Raw genomic sequence first — 15,963 nt, forward strand, 5'->3', positions numbered from 1 at the left:
AGCCGGGCTGCGTCGGTGCGGCCGCATTGTCGGGGCGTTCGATTACCGTGCAAGAGGTGACCGACAACCAACGACTCTCCCCCGGCGATGCCGCCCCCGATTTCACCCTGCCCGACGCCGACGGCAAGGACGTGTCGCTGTCCGACTATCGCGGCCGCAAGGTGATCGTCTACTTCTACCCCGCCGCGAGCACCCCCGGCTGCACCAAACAGGCCTGCGATTTCCGCGACAACCTCGCCGACCTCGAGGGTGCGGGCATCGAGGTCATCGGCATTTCGCCCGATAAGCCCGCCAAATTGGCCAAGTTCCGCGACAACGAAAAGCTCACCTTCCCGCTGCTCTCGGATCCGGACAAATCCGTCCTCACCGCATGGGGTGCGTTCGGCGAGAAGACCATGTACGGCAAGACCGTCACCGGTGTTATCCGCTCCACATTCCTGGTCGACGAAAAAGGCGAAATCGAAGTGGCGCAATACAACGTCCGCGCCACCGGCCACGTTGCCAAACTCCGTCGCGACCTGTCGGTGTAGACCGAAGCACAGATCGGCTTGCGCCCAACGGGTTTCGCCTAGCTCGAAGGCGCATGAAACGAAAGGTCCGGAGCCACTGGGGCACCGGACCTCTCGAAGATCGTCTCCTAGGTGGGCTGCATCTGCTGGGCCGCCCATTGCACGAGCAGGCGGACGTGGTTGTCCCACCAGTGGTAGAACTCGGGAGTGAAGGCCGCCGGCGGCGGAGCCTCACCCGGGAAGAGCATGGCGTCGTTCGGAGCACCGACTTTGGTGGTCGGCCCCTGGGTTCCGGTGTCCGGGAGCTGCTGAGGCGATCCGGCCGACTCGTTTCCGTGCTCGTGTGCATCCGGAGCGACCGATACGGGTGACTGAGCGCCCCAATGTTCGTTGTACTGCGGAAGGTTGTCCAGATCGAAGCCGGTCACCGTCGAGTCGGCGGCGTTTCCGGCGGCCGCGGGTTGCCGGGCCTCCGGAAGATCGAACGGGCCGATATTCGGCTGCACCGAGGAGCCCGCGGTGGAGCTGCTCGCCGATCCGGTATCACCGTCGACCACGCGGGCGTCCGCGGTGACCCGCGCATCCGCGACGACTGCCCCCGTACGCGTTGTCACGTACAAACCGCCCGCGACCAGTCCGCCCGCCAGCACACTTGCCGCGGCGAACATCGCCGTGTGACCGCGCGTACTTCGCACCCGCTCGACCGGCTCGCTCACACCGGTCACGTCGCTCATCGCGAACAGCGCCGCACCGACCGCCGAGGCGGAGGTCGCGATCTTGCACGGCAGCACCGGAGCGCCGAAGCCGTCCATCGCCGTGGCCACCACCGCGCCGTCCGCCGCCGACCCGATCGGCACCACCGCATCCGGCCGAACCATTGCCGCTTCGAACTGGTCCCACGCATCCGACACCGCGACGTCGAAAGCCTCGGCGGTCGCATTGCCGGAATGACTCGTCGCGGCCAGCACCCGACTGCGCTTGCGGTCGATCAGTGTGAACGCCTGATGCCCCGGGACCACCTCGCAGATGAGCAGATCGTCGAATTCATCGAGCCAGGTCATGACCCCGGCCACGCTCAGATGTGCCGACTTGGCCGATACCAGCGAGGCAGTATGCCACGGGCCGGACGCCAATTTGGTGACGATGGCACGCCGCTCGGCGGCATCGCGGTAGGTGACCGCCGCACCCACGATATCCCGCTCGGATTCCAGCTCCGCCGCTAGTGTGTCCATCGCCGTCTGGACCGCAACCGCCAGGTCCGCCTTAGAATCGCCTCGAGTTTTCACCACCCGCTGCAGCAGCACCCGCTCGGATAGCTTCTCGCCGCCGTCGGCGAGGGCTACCGCGTGAACGGCGCCGCGTTCGGTGGAAACGCCTAGAGTTACCACGGATCGAGCTCCCACTGATCACGCCTTCCCAGTGCAATTGCCGAGCTCACGAGCTTGCCGAAACCCCTGAGCCCCTTGGATTCCCCGGCACGAAACGTGCGTTGAGATGCACGCACGCTCGGTATGTGTTCGGTGCCATCTCGGGCTTGGATGGGTGATGAAATGTGACAGTCCTTAACACGCAGATACGGTGCGCGTGTCGCATATATGTCGATACCGCTAGCCTTGATACGTGGATGTACGCACGGAGGCCAGGTCGAAGCAGCGACGTCTGGACCCTGCGTTGGACCTGCAGGACGACCCGCAGGAGCTCATGCCGCGGCGCAGGCCGACTCAGGAACGCAGTAAACGCAAGTTCGATGCCCTCTTGCAGGCGTCCCGGGAATTGCTCGTCGAGGTCGGGTTCGAATCGTTCACCTGTGAAGAGGTGGCGGCGCGGGCAGAAGTGCCGATCGGCACGCTGTATCAGTTCTTCGCCAACAAATACGTCATCGTCTGCGAGCTGAATCGTCAAGACCTGGTTGCGGTTTCCCAGGAACTCGCCGATTTCCACGGTGAAATCCCGTCATTGGACTGGTTGCGGCATATGAACCAGTTCGTCGATCATCTGGCGAATCTGTGGATGACCGACCCGTCCCGGCGCGAGGTGTGGCTGGCAATGCAGTCCACCCCGTCCACCCGAGCCACCGGCGCGATCCACGAAAAGGAATTCGCCGAGGTCGTCTCGCAAATGTTGCGTCCGCTGACCCCGCGCACCCCCCGCGCGCGCCGCACCATGATGGCCGAAGTCCTGGTGCACGTCGTCTACTCGATGCTGAACTTCTCCGTGCAAGACGACCAGAGCAACACCGAAGCGGTATCCGAACTCAAACGGCTGATGGTGGCATACCTCATGGTTGCCGAAAAGGAATCCCGAACCGGCGGCCAGCGCTAACCTTCAGCAACACGCGTTCGAGCCGGGCATCCTGTGTACAGCGTGCCCGGCTCGAACATCGGTCGGCTACTGCGCCTCGCGACCTTCGATCAGGTCGGCGAGTTCGCCCGGATCCTCGAGGACGACCATGGCGGCGGCGGTGTCGCCGTCGTGTGTCAGGGAAAGGTGAACCCTTGCGCGGGGCAGGAATTCGGCCGCCAGGCCGTGCAGTTTGATGCTCGGGCGACCCCATGCGTCGTTGACCACCTCGATGAGGGGGTATGGGTTGTCGCCGATCTGCGGGCGGCGCGCGAAACGCGAAGACGCCCAAGCCTTCAACACTGCCTCTTTGGCCGCCCAGCGCGCCGCGTAACTGCGTGCCGGGTCGGTGCCCTTGCTCTGACAGTAGCGCCGCTCACCGGCGGTGAAACTCTCCCGGAGCATGGTGGTTCCGGACCGTTGCAACTGTTCGGCGAACTCGGAGATGGTCACCAAGTCCAAGCCGATACCCAGGATGGTCAATGCGTCGCCGCTCCTCAGCCTTCGAGCTCAATGAAAAGTCAGAGTGCGGCCGCCGTAGCGACCGCACTCTGCACGGTAATGGCCGAAGCCGTTATGCCATAGAGCCACCGGCATCGAGTTGCCCGAGAATCACTGCCCCGGTGCCACAACCCGCGCCGTCGGCCCGGTAGGTGCCGTTGCCGGACAGCCGTGCCTCCGGCGAGAGCAGCACGTCGGCCTCCAGCTGCCGCTTCTGCTCCGACGGCGTGCCGTCGGCACCGAGGCGCCGATCGGCCGGCCGCTCGTACAGCGGGGCGCCGCCGCACATGGCCTCGGTGAACCGCTGCCGTCCGGCGAGCTGACGCTGCTGCGCCCGGCGCTGATACTCCTCGCGCCGACCCGGCTCGATCGCCTGGATGAACGCCTCCGGATGCACCACCGCGAGCAGACCCGAGACGTGGCCGAAGCCGAGCGAGGTCAGCAGACCGGCCTTGAGCGGGAACCGCTCACCGAAGCGCAGCGGTTCACGCGCCCAGACCAGATGCGGGTAGGCCTGCATCTTGTCATCGACACAGTCCAGGCTCCGATTCGGCGGCACCACACCGTTTTCCAGCACCTGGCACAGGCCGATGAGCTGGAACGCGGCCGCGCCACCCTTGGCGTGTCCGGTCAGGCTCTTCTGCGAAACCACGAACAGCGGCGCGCCTTCGGAGCGTCCGACTGCCGTGGCCAACCGCTCGTGCAGTTCGGACTCGTTCGGATCGTTGGCCGCGGTCGAGGTGTCGTGCTTGGAGATGACCGCGATATCGTCCGGCGCCACACCGAGTTTGCGCAGTTCGGCGGCGAACTTGGATTCCCGGCCGCCACGCCCCGCACCCAGCGCGCCGAGGCCGGGCGCCGGGATGGAGGTGTGCACGCCGTCGGCGAAGGACTGCGCGAAGGCGACCACACCGAGCACCGGCAGGCCCATTTCCACCGCCACGTCGCCGCGCGCCAGCAGCACGGTGCCGCCACCCTGCGATTCCACGAAGCCGCCGCGACGGCGGTCGTTGGCGCGGGAGAAGTACCGGTCGCTGATGCCCTTGGCGCTCATGGCCGCCGAATCCGCGGTGGCCGACATATCGCCGAAGCCGACGATGCCCTCGATACCGAGATCGTCGAAGCCACCGGCGACCACCAAATCGGCCTTGCCCAAACGGATCTTGTCGACACCCTCCTCGACCGACACCGCGGCAGTCGCGCAGGCCGCCACCGGATGCACCATCGCGCCGTAGCTGCCGACGTAGGACTGCACCACATGCGCGAGCGCGACGTTCGGCAGCGCCTCCTGCAGGATGTCGTTCGGGCGCGACTCACCGAGCAGGTTGTCGATGTAGAGCGAGCGCATCGAGGACATGCCGCCCATACCGGTGCCCTGGGTGTTGGCGACCAGGCTCGGATGCACCCAGCTCATCAGCTCGGCCGGGCTGAACCCGGAGCTGATGAACGCGTCGACGGTGCAGACGATGTTCCACAGCGCGACCCGGTCCACCGAGGCCGCCATATCGGCGGAGATGCCCCAGATGGTGGGATCCCAGCCGGTCGGGATCTGACCGCCGACGGTGCGCGACAGCTTGGCCTTGCGCGGTACCCGAATCTCGGTGCCCGCCTTGCGGATCACCTGCCAGTCACCGGAATCGGCGACCGGGGTGATCACCGTGTGCTCCGGATCCGCGGCGTAGAAGGCGCGTGCCTCGGCTTCGCCGCCGACCGTGAAGGTCAGATCCTGGTCCAGGAAGACCGAGGTCATCAGCGGCGCGGCATTGTCGATCATGGCGCCGTCGTCCTCGTAGCGGCGCACGCCGCAGCGCGCGACGACCGCGTCGTGGTACTTCTCGGCCAGCTCGTGTTCGGGGACGTAGTCACCGGATTCGGTGTCGTACCAGCCGGGCTTGGGATCGTTCTCCCAGGCGACCAGGCCGGTGGTCCAGGCCAGTTCGAGCACACCGGCAGCCGAGAGCTCGTCGGAGACTTCCATCTCGAACCGGGTGCGCGCCGAACCGTACGGGCCGAGTTCACCGGCACCGACGATGACGACCATATCGGCGAGATCGGCGGTCACCGAACCCCATTCGGGCACCGGCAGCGCCGAGCTCATGGTCGGCGGTGCGGGCAGCGCCGAAATCGTGCCCGCCGCAACGGCTTCCTCGGTCTCGGCTGCGGCGGCCTCCTGAGCCTGCTTGGCGAGCGCGGGCAGGTCGAGCTTGACCCTGGCGAGTCCGCCGGTGAGGTCGATCTGCTGCGGTCCGGTGGCGGTCACCTGACGGGCCCGCGAGGTGCACCACTTGAGCAGCTCATCGGCCATCTCGGCGGTGGACCAGGTGTGCACACCGGCCTGCTCGACCGCGGTCACCATCGGATCGTTGTGGCCCATGAGCCCGGTGCCGCGCACCCAGCCGATGAGGGCGTGTACCAGGGTGACTCGGCTCGACCACGACTTCTCGGCCCGCCACTTGGCGACCACCGCGTCGAGGGCGGCCTTGGACTCACCGTAGGCGCCGTCGCCGCCGAACATGCCGCGGTTGGGCGAACCCGGAAGCACCACATGCAGTTTCGCGTCGACATCGTGATCGATGCCGATCTTGGACAGCCCACCGATCAGCCGCTCGACCGACCAGAGCAGGACCCTCATCTCCATTTCGGCGCGGGCGCCGGCGTCGGCGAGATCACCGGCGACCCGCGGTGCCGCGAACGGCAGCAGCAAGGTCGGGGTCATCGCGTCCTTGATCTTGACCTTCGCACCGCCCGCATTGTCGACCTGCTCACTGCCGACCCAGTCGATCAGCGCGTCGACGTCCTGGTAGGACGCCATATTCGCGGGGACGACCCAGAGCGCCGCACCGTGGCGTGCGTTCTCGCGGTAGAGCTTGCGGTAGAAGCCGAGCCGCTCGTCGTTGAGGCTCGAGGTGGTGACCACCACCGTGGCTCCGCCGCCGAGCAGTCGACCGGTGGCCGCCGCCGCGATGGAACCCTTACTGGCACCGGTGATCACGGCGATATCCGAGGACCACTGGCCGGACTCTTCGGTGTTCAGCGCCGCCTCGGCGATGCGCTCGTACAGGCCGGCGAGTACCGAGCGGGCCTCGTGCTTGGCCTTCTCACGCCACCAGTTCGCCTGTGCCGCAACGGCTGCACCCGCACCGAGGAAGCCGTCCACCGACTCCTCACCGGACCCGATGTCGTCGAGCAGCCAGAGCTTGGCCAGATCCTCGCGTGCGGTCGCCCAGCGGTCGTCGATCAGGACGGCCTTGCGGGCGTCGAAGGCCGGCGCGACCAAACGCGGCCAGTCCGAACCCAATTCGGCCGAGACGAGGTCGACCAAGGTGTCATCCGAGGCCTCCGGCGCGGAGGCCTGTTCGGTCAGGCCGAGCTGTTCGAGCACCACGCGGGCCGCCGTGGCCAGCACACCGTCGCGACCGGTGATCTGTTCGGTGAACTCACCCAGCGCCGCGGCGTCCACGGTGGCGCCGCCACCGCCGCCCGCGCTCGGCAGCGATACCGCGACACCGCGACGGGCCGCGACGGCCTGCACGGCGGCGTCGATGGCCGCATCGACCGAGGCGGCGTCGCTCACACTCGCGACCAGTCCGCCGAGATCGCCACCGCGCACGCTGACACCCTCGCGGGTGCCGAGCGAAACCTCGGCGGTGACATGGTTGGCCCAGCCGTCACCGAGTTCCCAGACCTTCTTGACCCGCTCGGCGATCGCGGCGGGCCGCTTACCGGACGGACCGAAGACCTTGCGCAGGTGATCGCCGATGGCATCGGAGAGCACCGAACCAAAAGGCTTGTAGGTGCGGGCAAGTCGCTCGACGGTGGCCGAGAGCGCACCCATATCGGCGTCGGCGGCACCGTCGATCGCACCGAGCGACAGCTCGGAGCCCAGGTCGACGAGCAGCTGATTGCGCCGCGACGAGACACCGTCGCAGAGGCCCTCGATGGTGTCGACCGGGCCGATCTGATCCAGCCGCAGCTTGGTCCACAGCGCGATCAGTACACGGGTGGCGTCGGCGGCGGTGAATGCGATGTCATCCGGACGCGGACCACCCGAGCTCGCGACCGGAGCGGCCACCGGTGCCGCCGCGACCGGCGTTGCGGCCGAAGCGGTTTCGACCGGCTCGTCGGCGGGCTCGTCGACCGGGGCGGGATCGCTATCGGTCGAATAGACGACCGCGGCCTCGCGCTCGATATTCAACACCTCGACGGTGACCGTGCCGAAGGCGGGCAGCTTCAGCGTCTGGCTGGCCAGGTTCGCCACTGTCGGCGTTGCGCCCAAACCGATTTCGACGAAACGCTGCACCCCGAGTCCGCCGTCGGCGGCATCGGTGAACAGCAGATCCTGGGTCTCGATCCAGCGCACCGGGCTGGCAAACTGCCAGGCCAGCAGCTCGATCAGCACCACGCGGCACAGTTCGGTCGGGCGAGCGGCCCAGTTGTCGAAGTCGGCGAGCACGGTGGCCAGCGGCTCCGAGGGCACCAGATCGGCGATCTCCTGGATGAACGCGCGCTCCAGCGAGAACGGCTTGGGCACCAGGTTCGGAATGTAGCGTCCGAGCAGGATTTCCGGGTGCAGGTCCGCCGGCAGCAGCTGTTCGAGCTTCTGCCGGAACTCCGGCACACCCTCGCGCAGCACGGTGGAGTGGAACGGCACATCGATCCCCGGGACCAGGATGAAGGCCCGCTTACCGCCGAATTCGGCACGGCGGCGGTCGATTTCGGTCTCCAGCGCATCGAGGCCCTTGACCGTGCCTGCGATGGCGTACTGCGAACCGCGCAGGTTCAGGTTGACGACCTCGAGGAATTCCCCGACGCTCTCGCCCACACCCTTGACGAAGTCGATGACCTCGTCATCGGGCAGACCGATCTGCGACGGCCGGATGGCAGCCATCCGATAGTCACTGCGGCCCTGCGCATCCCGGGGCACCAGCTCGTGCATGGCGGAACCGCGCTGGAAGACGACCTCCAGCACCGCCTCCAGCGGCAGCACACCGGCGACGGCCGCGAGCGCGTTGTACTCACCGACCGAATGTCCGGCCAGCATGGCGCCCTCGACGTAGGCGCCGGCCTCGCGCAACTCGGCGACCTGGGCCACACCGAGCACCGCCATGGCGACCTGGGTGAACTGGGTCAGGTGCAGCACGCCGTCCGGGTGCCGGTGTTCGACACCGCGCGCCTTGAGGTAGGTCGGGTTGTCCCGCACCACGGCCAGGATCGAAAAGCCGAGTGCCGCACGGGTGTGCTTATCGGCGCGCTCCCAAATCTCCTTGGCGGCCTTGGAGCGAGCACGGGCGTCCAGGCCCATGCCCTTGCGCTGAATGCCCTGGCCCGGGAAGGCGTAGACGGTCTTCGGGGCAGCGGTGCGGCCCGTCGCGGTCATCACCAGATCGCCGTCGGCACGGCAGGAGACCTCGACGATCTCACTACCCGCGTCGACCGCGATCCGCTCGACGCGCACGTCGATCTCCGCGCCCGGGCGGACCATCCCGAGGAAGCGGGTGGTCCACGCCGTCAAAGTCCGTGCCGGAGTGGAGCTTTCGGGGTCCACCGCGGACACCGCGTGCTGCGCGGCGGCCGAGAGCCACATGCCGTGCACGATCGGGCTGCCGAGTCCGGCCAGCTTGGCGGCCGAATCACTGGTGTGGATCGGGTTGTAATCACCGGAGACCGCGGCGAAGGCACGCATGGTGCGCGGCGCCAGGATGGTGACGTCACGACGGCGGCGACGCGGGGTGTCGGTGGCGGCATCGGAGACCACACCCGCCGCACGTGGCGGATCGGTCAGCTCGCCGGCACCATTGCGGCCGCGGATGGCGAAGCGTTCGGTCAGCGTCGCCAACGGCACCACGTCGAGGCCCTGATCCCGCATCTCACCGACGGACACCCGCACCTCGACGACGCGTCCCAGATCTGTGTCGACAACGTCACCCGATTCGGCGCGGACAACGAGAATGCTGGTGTCGTGCGGCAGGTCGCGCTCGAGTGCGATCTGGTGATCGAGGTGGACCAGATCCAGCATGCCCTCGATGACACTGTCGCCGTCGACGCTGCGCGCGGCACCGAGTACCGCGAAGACGGCAGGCCAGCACGCACCGACGAGCACATCGGGCACGCTGCGCCCGAGCGTGCTGAGTGCGCCGGGCAGGCCCGAACCGGTGACGCCCGCGTGATCGGCGATGAGGTCCGGGGTCCAGGCGACATTGAGGTGCGCGACCTTGCCCTTCACCTCCGGCAGTGCCTGGCCCGCGGCGACCGCGAGCAGCGCGGACATCGCGGTGTCGGCATCGGTTTCGGTGATGACCGGTGCGCCGCCGTTGTAGAGAGAGGTCGGCACGGTGATGCGCAGGCGGATGCGCACGGCGTCACCGCCGAACAGCGGCACCGTCAGCTCGACGTAGGCGTGATCGGCATCCGGGCCGGTGGTTTCGGTGATCGTCGCACCGGTCGGCGGATGGACGGCGCCCTTGTCGTCGACAGTCCACTTGGCGAGGTCGCCGAGGCGATGGATCGGGTTGACCGTGGTGCGGCCGGACCATTCGACATCCGGCGCGGCCAGCACCGCATCGACCGGCCCCTCGGTCACGCCGGCGGAGCGGCGCGCGCCGACCGCGACCGGCGACACACCGGCGCGAACCAGCGCGTACGCCGTGTCCTGCTCGAAGCGATCGAGCAATTCGCCGACGGGCTCGTCGACGCGGGTGATGCCAGCGACCGAGACCGTGCCCGGAATGACACAGACCTGATCGGCCGAATAACGCGGATCATGGGCCTGCCACAGCGAATCCGAACGCCACCAGCGGCGCACGTCACCGTCCACCACGGGCACGAAGTTCACCGGCTTACCCGGGGTCTTGCACAGGCTGACGAAGAACGGGACATCCGCTGGGTGCAGCAGGGTCTGCTCGGCCGCCGGGTACTGCTGCTTCAGCGTGCACAACGCCTCGACCGGGTTCTCGAATACCGCGTCGGATTCGAACAGCGTCGGGATCTCGCCGCGGTCGGCCGGATGCAGCCGGGATTCGGTGCGGCGCATCATCTCCGCGAACCGGTCCCGCCAGGTGATGTCGAGCCAGACCGAACGGGTGGCTTCGAGGATGGCTTCGCCGAGGTCGCTGCCGCAGTCGAAGTCCTGGCGGCGGTCCAGGCCGACCGCCAGCTCGACGTAGCGTTCCAGCCACTCGAGGTAGGTCATGGTCGTGACATCGCCGAAGTACGGCTTGGCCGTGGCGTTCAGCGCGGCGATGATCTCGTCGCGACGCTCGGCGACCGCGTCGGCGTCACCGGCGACCTCGTCGAGCAGGCGGCCGGTGCGCGAGGCCGCATTGTCGATCTCGTGAATATCGGCGCCCAATTGGCTACGGCCGGAAGCCATTCCACCGTTCGCCGTGCCCGCGCCGACCCAGTCCGGGGTACCGGGGGTGTCGACGAGCAGCTGCTTGACCTCGGGTGCGGTGGTGGCCTCGAGCGTCGCCATGGCGGCGGTGCCGACCAGCACGCCATCGAGTGGCATCACCGGATAGCCGTGCGGCACGGCCCATTCACCGGTCAGGTATTCGGTGGCACGCTCCGGGGTACCGATGCCGCCGCCGACGCAGACCACCACATTGTCGCGGTTGCGCAGCTCGGCGTAGGTCTCGAGCAGCAGGTCGTCCAAGTCCTCCCAGGAGTGGTGTCCGCCGGCCCGGCCGCCCTCGATGTGCATGATCACCGGGTAGTCCGGCACCTCGTCGGCGATGCGCAGCACCGCGCGGATCTGGGCGACAGTGCCCGGCTTGAACGCCACATGCGTAATACCGACCTCGGTCAGCTCCGCGATCAGCGCGACGGCCTCTTCCAGCTCCGGAATGCCCGCGGTGACGACGACACCGTCGAACGGCGCACCCGCCGTACGGGCCTTCTGCACCAAGCGTTTACCGCCGAGCTGCAACTTCCACAGGTACGGGTCGAGGAACAGCGAGTTGAACTGCACCGCGCGGCCCGGATGCAGCAGCGTCTTCAGCTCGGCCACCCGGTCGGCGAAGATCTGCTCGGTAACCTGACCGCCACCGGCCAGCTCCGCCCAGTGGCCCGCATTCGCCGCCGCCGCAACGATTTTCGCGTCAACGGTGGTCGGGGTCATACCCGCGAGCAGGATCGGCGAGCGACCCGTCAGCTTGGTGAACGAGGTCTCGACCACGACGCGTCCGCTCGGCAGACGCACGGGGCGCGGCGCGAAGGCCGACCACGGCTGAGCCACCTCGGGCGCGGCGCCGGGGGTCAGCAGGCTGCGCTGACCCGCGCGGGTCGCGGCCGCGAGGATGCCGACGCCGGTGCCCTTGAGCGAGCCGCTGGTGAGCCGACTGAGCAGATCACCGGGGCCCAGATCGAGAATCCACTGCGCACCGGCGGCGACGACGCCGTCGACCTCCTCGACCCAGTCGATCGGGTCGACGAGGATCTCCTTGGCCAGCGCACCCGCAAGCTCGGCATCCAGACCACACTGGGACGCCCAGCCGCTCACGATGTCGACCGTGTCGGCGAGCGCGGGGTGATGGAAGGCGACATCGACGGCCAGGTCCTCGAAGACCGGCGCGAACACCGCGCCCCCGCGCGACTTCGCATCGCGCTCGCGCGTCTGCTCGTCATGGATCTGGGCGCAACGCTGACGCACCCGCTCCAACTGGGTCGGCGTACCGGAAAGCACCACGCGCCGCCGACCGTTGCGAATCGAAACCACCGCGGCCGCGGCGGGGTCAACGCCAGCGGACACCTCGGCCACCACTGTGCGCAGGTGCTCGGGATCGACATTCGATACCGCGACCATCGACGAACGCTCGCCCACCGGCATGAGACCGCGCCGCCGGGCAACCAAACCCGCTGCGGCGCCGATCATTTGGGCGATGGCGAGCAGTTCGGCGTCACGCTGTCCACCGGCCTGCACCGAGGTCGCGGCGAGGCGGCCCTGCGAGTGGCCGACAACCGCGACCGGCGCGTGCTCGCTGGCATCCAGACCCTGCAGCCGCAGCGCGCGCACGGCGGCCACCTGCGTCAGGAATACGCCCGGCATCGACACCACGGCCGAGCGGAGCACCTGCTCCGAAGGCGCGGCGGAAACCTCCGCCTCGTCACCGTCGGCGAGCTCGTTCTCGAGCATCCAGCCGATCGGGTCGAAACCGACCGGTCGCACCACAAGTAGTTGTGCCGCAACAGGTTCCAGCAGCGTCGCCGCTTCATTGACCAATGCGGTCAGTTCGGGCTCCAGTGCGGCATCGCGCCCGATCTCCTCCAACTCACCGAGCCAACGCGCACCCTGCCCACCGAAGGCCAGCGCGTAGGGCGTTCCACCCAGCAGTCGATCCAGCAGCGGAGCCCTCGACCCCCCTTGCTGTGGCGCCCCAACCACTTTCGGGCTCTGTCCGGTTCCGGCCGCAGTGCTCTCATTGATCGTCAAGACGCTTCGACTTCCTTCTCTGGCGACATGCCGTCGAGACACGCCGCTCCCTCCGGTGCGCAGGTGTTCCTCACCAATGAGCCCTGATGACTGCAAGGATTCCAGAAAATCATGAGGAAATCCTCACGTTTGCTCTCAGGACCCCCGCTTACCGCCGGGTATTTCCGTACTCTCGTACCAGAATGCCCAGAAACATGACCCTCCCTCATGTTCAAAGCCGCTGGTCCACCTGGTTACCAACGCGTACGAAACATGAGCACTCCTCATGTTGACCGTTACTGAATCGTTATAATGCCAGGTGGAGTTACTGGCGAGTACAACATGCCGGGGCTGCGCTTCGCGATGTCGGTCAAGCCCGGTAGAGTTTGGACGGTCGTACCATCAAGCGCGAGTGGCGAAATTGGCAGACGCGCCAGATTTAGGTTCTGGTGTCCACGGACGTAGGGGTTCAAGTCCCCTCTCGCGCACAGATTCACGTCAAACGTGACAGAAATTCGTGCTCTGTGTGCGAGTGCCCTTGCACACACGGGAGCCGACCAGTGGAAACACATTCTGACCTGCATCGATTGCTGGCATATCTGCCAGAATCCGTCATTTCTGCCCCCTCGGGAATGTTTGCTGGCGCGGGTGATCGCCGATGATCGCGCCTGTCATCCCGCCCCAGTCGCCACTACAGGAGCTCATCCACGGTGCCCTCCCGCCAGCCCCGGCGGTGCGTCCCGCCGACGGTGATGTCGTCTACGGGATCTGCACCGTCGGCGACGGGGGCCGCGTCCTCGACAAGTCGGGCTTCGCGGCCCTCGGCTGGCGGCCGGGCACCCGCCTGGAGCTGACCCGGCTCGACGCTGGGGCGCTGCTGGCTCGACCGGCCCTCGACGGACACACCGTCATCGCCGCGGGTGGGTACTTCCGCATCCCGTATCGGCTGCGGCGGCAGGTGAGCTTGTTCGTCGGCGACCGCACCTTGCTGATCGGGCACCGCGCCCGCAACCAGATGTTGATTCATCCGCCCGCCGCGCTCGACGAGTTGTGTGCGGCGAGCCTGCGGCTGCTCGAGGCGGTGTCCCGATGAACACACCGATCGCCAGCGCGGAGACCGTCGCAGCGGCACGGCTGCTGCTGACCCAGATGGGGATCTCCCCCGCTGACCTCGTCACCGTCGGCGCCACGGTGCCGACATTCGCCGAGGTCGTTCCTCGCGTCCGCGACACGCTCAAGGCGGGCACCAAACGCACGTATGGCACCCATCTGGACCGGTTGGAACAGCAGTGGCCGGACCGGCGCCTCGACGAGGTGAGCAAACCCGACCTCGATGAGATGGCGCGCGCCGTCCAAGTCGGTGCCCGCGTCAACCGTGCGTCGCGAGGCGGGGCGAGCGCGGTCGAGCACTTCATCAGCGCCGTGCGCTGTGTGTACCGCTACGCCGAGGACCACGGGTGGATACGCCCGTACGACAACCCCGCCCGCCAGCTCACGATCCCGGTACGACGTCCCTCGCACCGATACGCGATCCCCTCGGGCCAGCTGGCCGAGATCTGCCAGACCGCGGCCACCACCGGCGACGACCCCGAACTCGACGCCCTGATCCTGCGCCTGCACATCGAAACAGCCTGCCGCCGTGGCGGTGCCCTCGCCCTGCGCCCACACGACCTCGACCCCGACCAATGCCTGGTGTACCTGCGCGAGAAAGACGGCGCCGACCGCTGGCAGCCGGTGTCACCGACGTTGATGCGGCACCTGCTCGACCACGCCAGGAAACGCAACAGCCCACAGTCGGGACAACTGCTGCGTTATCGCAACGGGAAACCGATCACCACACGCCGATACGACAACATCTGGAACCGCGTCGGCGAAGTACTGCCCTGGGTCGCCACTCAAGGCATCACGATGCATTGGCTGCGCCACACGACCCTCACCTGGGTGGAGCGCACCTTCAGTTATGCCGTCGCCCGCGAGTACGCCGGTCACCGCGGAAAAACCAGCGGCGCCACCGCGACCTACGTCAAGTCGTACCTGCAGGAAGTAGCCGCCGCCCTGTCGGTCATGACCGGCGAACCACATCCGCTCGTGCCCGCACACCAGCCGAGCACGGATCCGTCGTCCGCACGCTGACCACCTCGCACAAGGGAACCAGCTCCATGCCTGACGCCTACATCGACTCACCTGACGGCAGCGTGCACACCGCACGACCTGCGCCGACCGCCCGCAAACCGCGTGCACACGCGTTCTTTTGGACCGTGCTCACGGCGGCGGCCATCGTGAGCATCACCGGCAACGCCACTCAAGCCCTCCTGCACGACACCGCACTACCGGCTGTCGCCGCGGCGGTCGCGGTCATTCCGCCGCTAGCGCTGCTGGCTGCGGTGCACGGGGTTTCGGTGCTGCTGCGTGCGCACGCCGGAGCACGCGCTACCCACGTGATCGCGACCGCGATGACCGCATTCATCGCCATCGGCGCGTTCTGGCTGTCGTTCACCGCCCTGCGGTCGCTGGCGATCACCGCCGGTGTCCCGCACGGTGAAGCGTGGTTATGGCCGTTGATCATCGAAGGGTCGATGGCGCAGTCCACCGTCGCGCTGTTGGCACTCGCCCACTCCAGTCACGGTAGCGAGCATCGGCACGCCGCCGACCACGTAGCCGGTGACTCCCTCTCGCAGCAGACTGACCGAGCAATTACCGAACCAGCTCAGACCGTACAGGCGGCACCGAACGCGATCCGAGGCGTGCACACGCCATCGCACACTTCCGTCGATTCCCGCCAAGACTTTTCCGATCTGGCGCAGCGGTTGTGCGCACGCGATCCAGCACGGCGCCGCGACCCCGAACTGGTCGCCCAAGCCCTGGCACACCATCACCGCGACGGCTGGAACCCGACCCGTATCGCCAACGAACTGAAGAAAAGCCGGTCCACCATTAGCCGAATACTCAGCGACGCAGCGACCTTCAGCGCCCAAGAAACAATCGGTGAAAATCACCGTCACGAGAGATCACCGGGCGAAGGCCTGCATTCTGCTCCACGCAATTGAATTCGTAGCTACCGCAAAGCTCCATGGACAGCAGCCGAGCGTGCCCCGCTCCTGAACGGTCTAGGCCGGAATGCCGGGCCGAAGCTACCGCGCCCGGGCGCACACGTCGCACTCCTCTCCGAAGAACCGGGGGTGATGTCATCGCGCACGTAGCCGAGAT

At 67.4% G+C, this 15,963-nt stretch carries 8 protein-coding genes and 1 tRNA gene; 6 read left to right on the top strand and 3 right to left on the bottom strand.

What is annotated here, in order from left to right:
* Positions 1–56: 56 nt before the first annotated feature.
* Complete coding sequence (gene bcp, locus ACFYOW_RS23960; protein ID WP_387291304.1) at positions 57–530, top strand: thioredoxin-dependent thiol peroxidase; 474 nt, start codon at positions 57–59, stop codon at positions 528–530.
* A 107-nt stretch (positions 531–637) separates the two neighbouring features.
* On the opposite strand, the gene ACFYOW_RS23965 is transcribed toward bcp, so the two are convergent.
* A complete protein-coding gene (locus ACFYOW_RS23965) occupies positions 638–1,897 on the bottom strand; it encodes a hypothetical protein (RefSeq protein WP_387291305.1) in 1,260 nt (419 codons plus the stop codon).
* A gap of 313 nt (positions 1,898–2,210) precedes the next feature.
* On the opposite strand from ACFYOW_RS23965, the gene ACFYOW_RS23970 reads away from it, so the two are divergent.
* Positions 2,211–2,831 carry a TetR/AcrR family transcriptional regulator gene (locus tag ACFYOW_RS23970; RefSeq protein ID WP_245721387.1) on the top strand — a complete coding sequence of 207 codons (621 nt, stop codon included), beginning with the start codon at positions 2,211–2,213 and terminating at the stop codon, positions 2,829–2,831.
* A 66-nt stretch (positions 2,832–2,897) separates the two neighbouring features.
* Here the strand turns inward: ACFYOW_RS23970 and ACFYOW_RS23975 are convergent, their stop codons facing one another.
* Together ACFYOW_RS23975 and ACFYOW_RS23980 are read right to left on the bottom strand one after the other, a co-directional pair.
* Positions 2,898–3,332 carry a holo-ACP synthase gene (locus tag ACFYOW_RS23975; protein ID WP_040687506.1) on the bottom strand — a complete coding sequence of 145 codons (435 nt, stop codon included), beginning with the start codon at positions 3,330–3,332 and terminating at the stop codon, positions 2,898–2,900.
* Between the two features lie 91 nt (positions 3,333–3,423).
* Positions 3,424–12,777 (bottom strand): fatty acid synthase subunit beta domain-containing protein, encoded by a 9,354-nt coding sequence (locus ACFYOW_RS23980; protein ID WP_387291307.1) that lies wholly within the window; start codon positions 12,775–12,777, stop codon positions 3,424–3,426.
* Positions 12,778–13,162: 385 nt separating this feature from the next.
* Between ACFYOW_RS23980 and ACFYOW_RS23985 the strand changes: the two genes are divergently transcribed.
* From ACFYOW_RS23985 to ACFYOW_RS24000, 4 genes are all read left to right on the top strand, one after another.
* Positions 13,163–13,244, top strand: a tRNA-Leu gene (locus ACFYOW_RS23985).
* A gap of 170 nt (positions 13,245–13,414) precedes the next feature.
* Positions 13,415–13,849 (top strand): hypothetical protein, encoded by a 435-nt coding sequence (locus ACFYOW_RS23990; protein WP_387291310.1) that lies wholly within the window; start codon positions 13,415–13,417, stop codon positions 13,847–13,849.
* The gene (locus ACFYOW_RS23995; protein WP_387291312.1) at positions 13,846–14,889 is read left to right on the top strand and encodes a tyrosine-type recombinase/integrase; all 1,044 of its coding nucleotides are present in this window, start codon (positions 13,846–13,848) and stop codon (positions 14,887–14,889) included. The genes ACFYOW_RS23990 and ACFYOW_RS23995 overlap by 4 nt, the downstream gene beginning before the upstream one ends.
* A gap of 26 nt (positions 14,890–14,915) precedes the next feature.
* Positions 14,916–15,803 (top strand): DUF2637 domain-containing protein, encoded by an 888-nt coding sequence (locus tag ACFYOW_RS24000; protein WP_387291314.1) that lies wholly within the window; start codon positions 14,916–14,918, stop codon positions 15,801–15,803.
* Positions 15,804–15,963 lie beyond the last annotated feature (160 nt).

This window comes from Nocardia sp. NPDC006982 (genome assembly GCF_042869435.1).
Lineage (GTDB): Bacteria > Actinomycetota > Actinomycetes > Mycobacteriales > Mycobacteriaceae > Nocardia.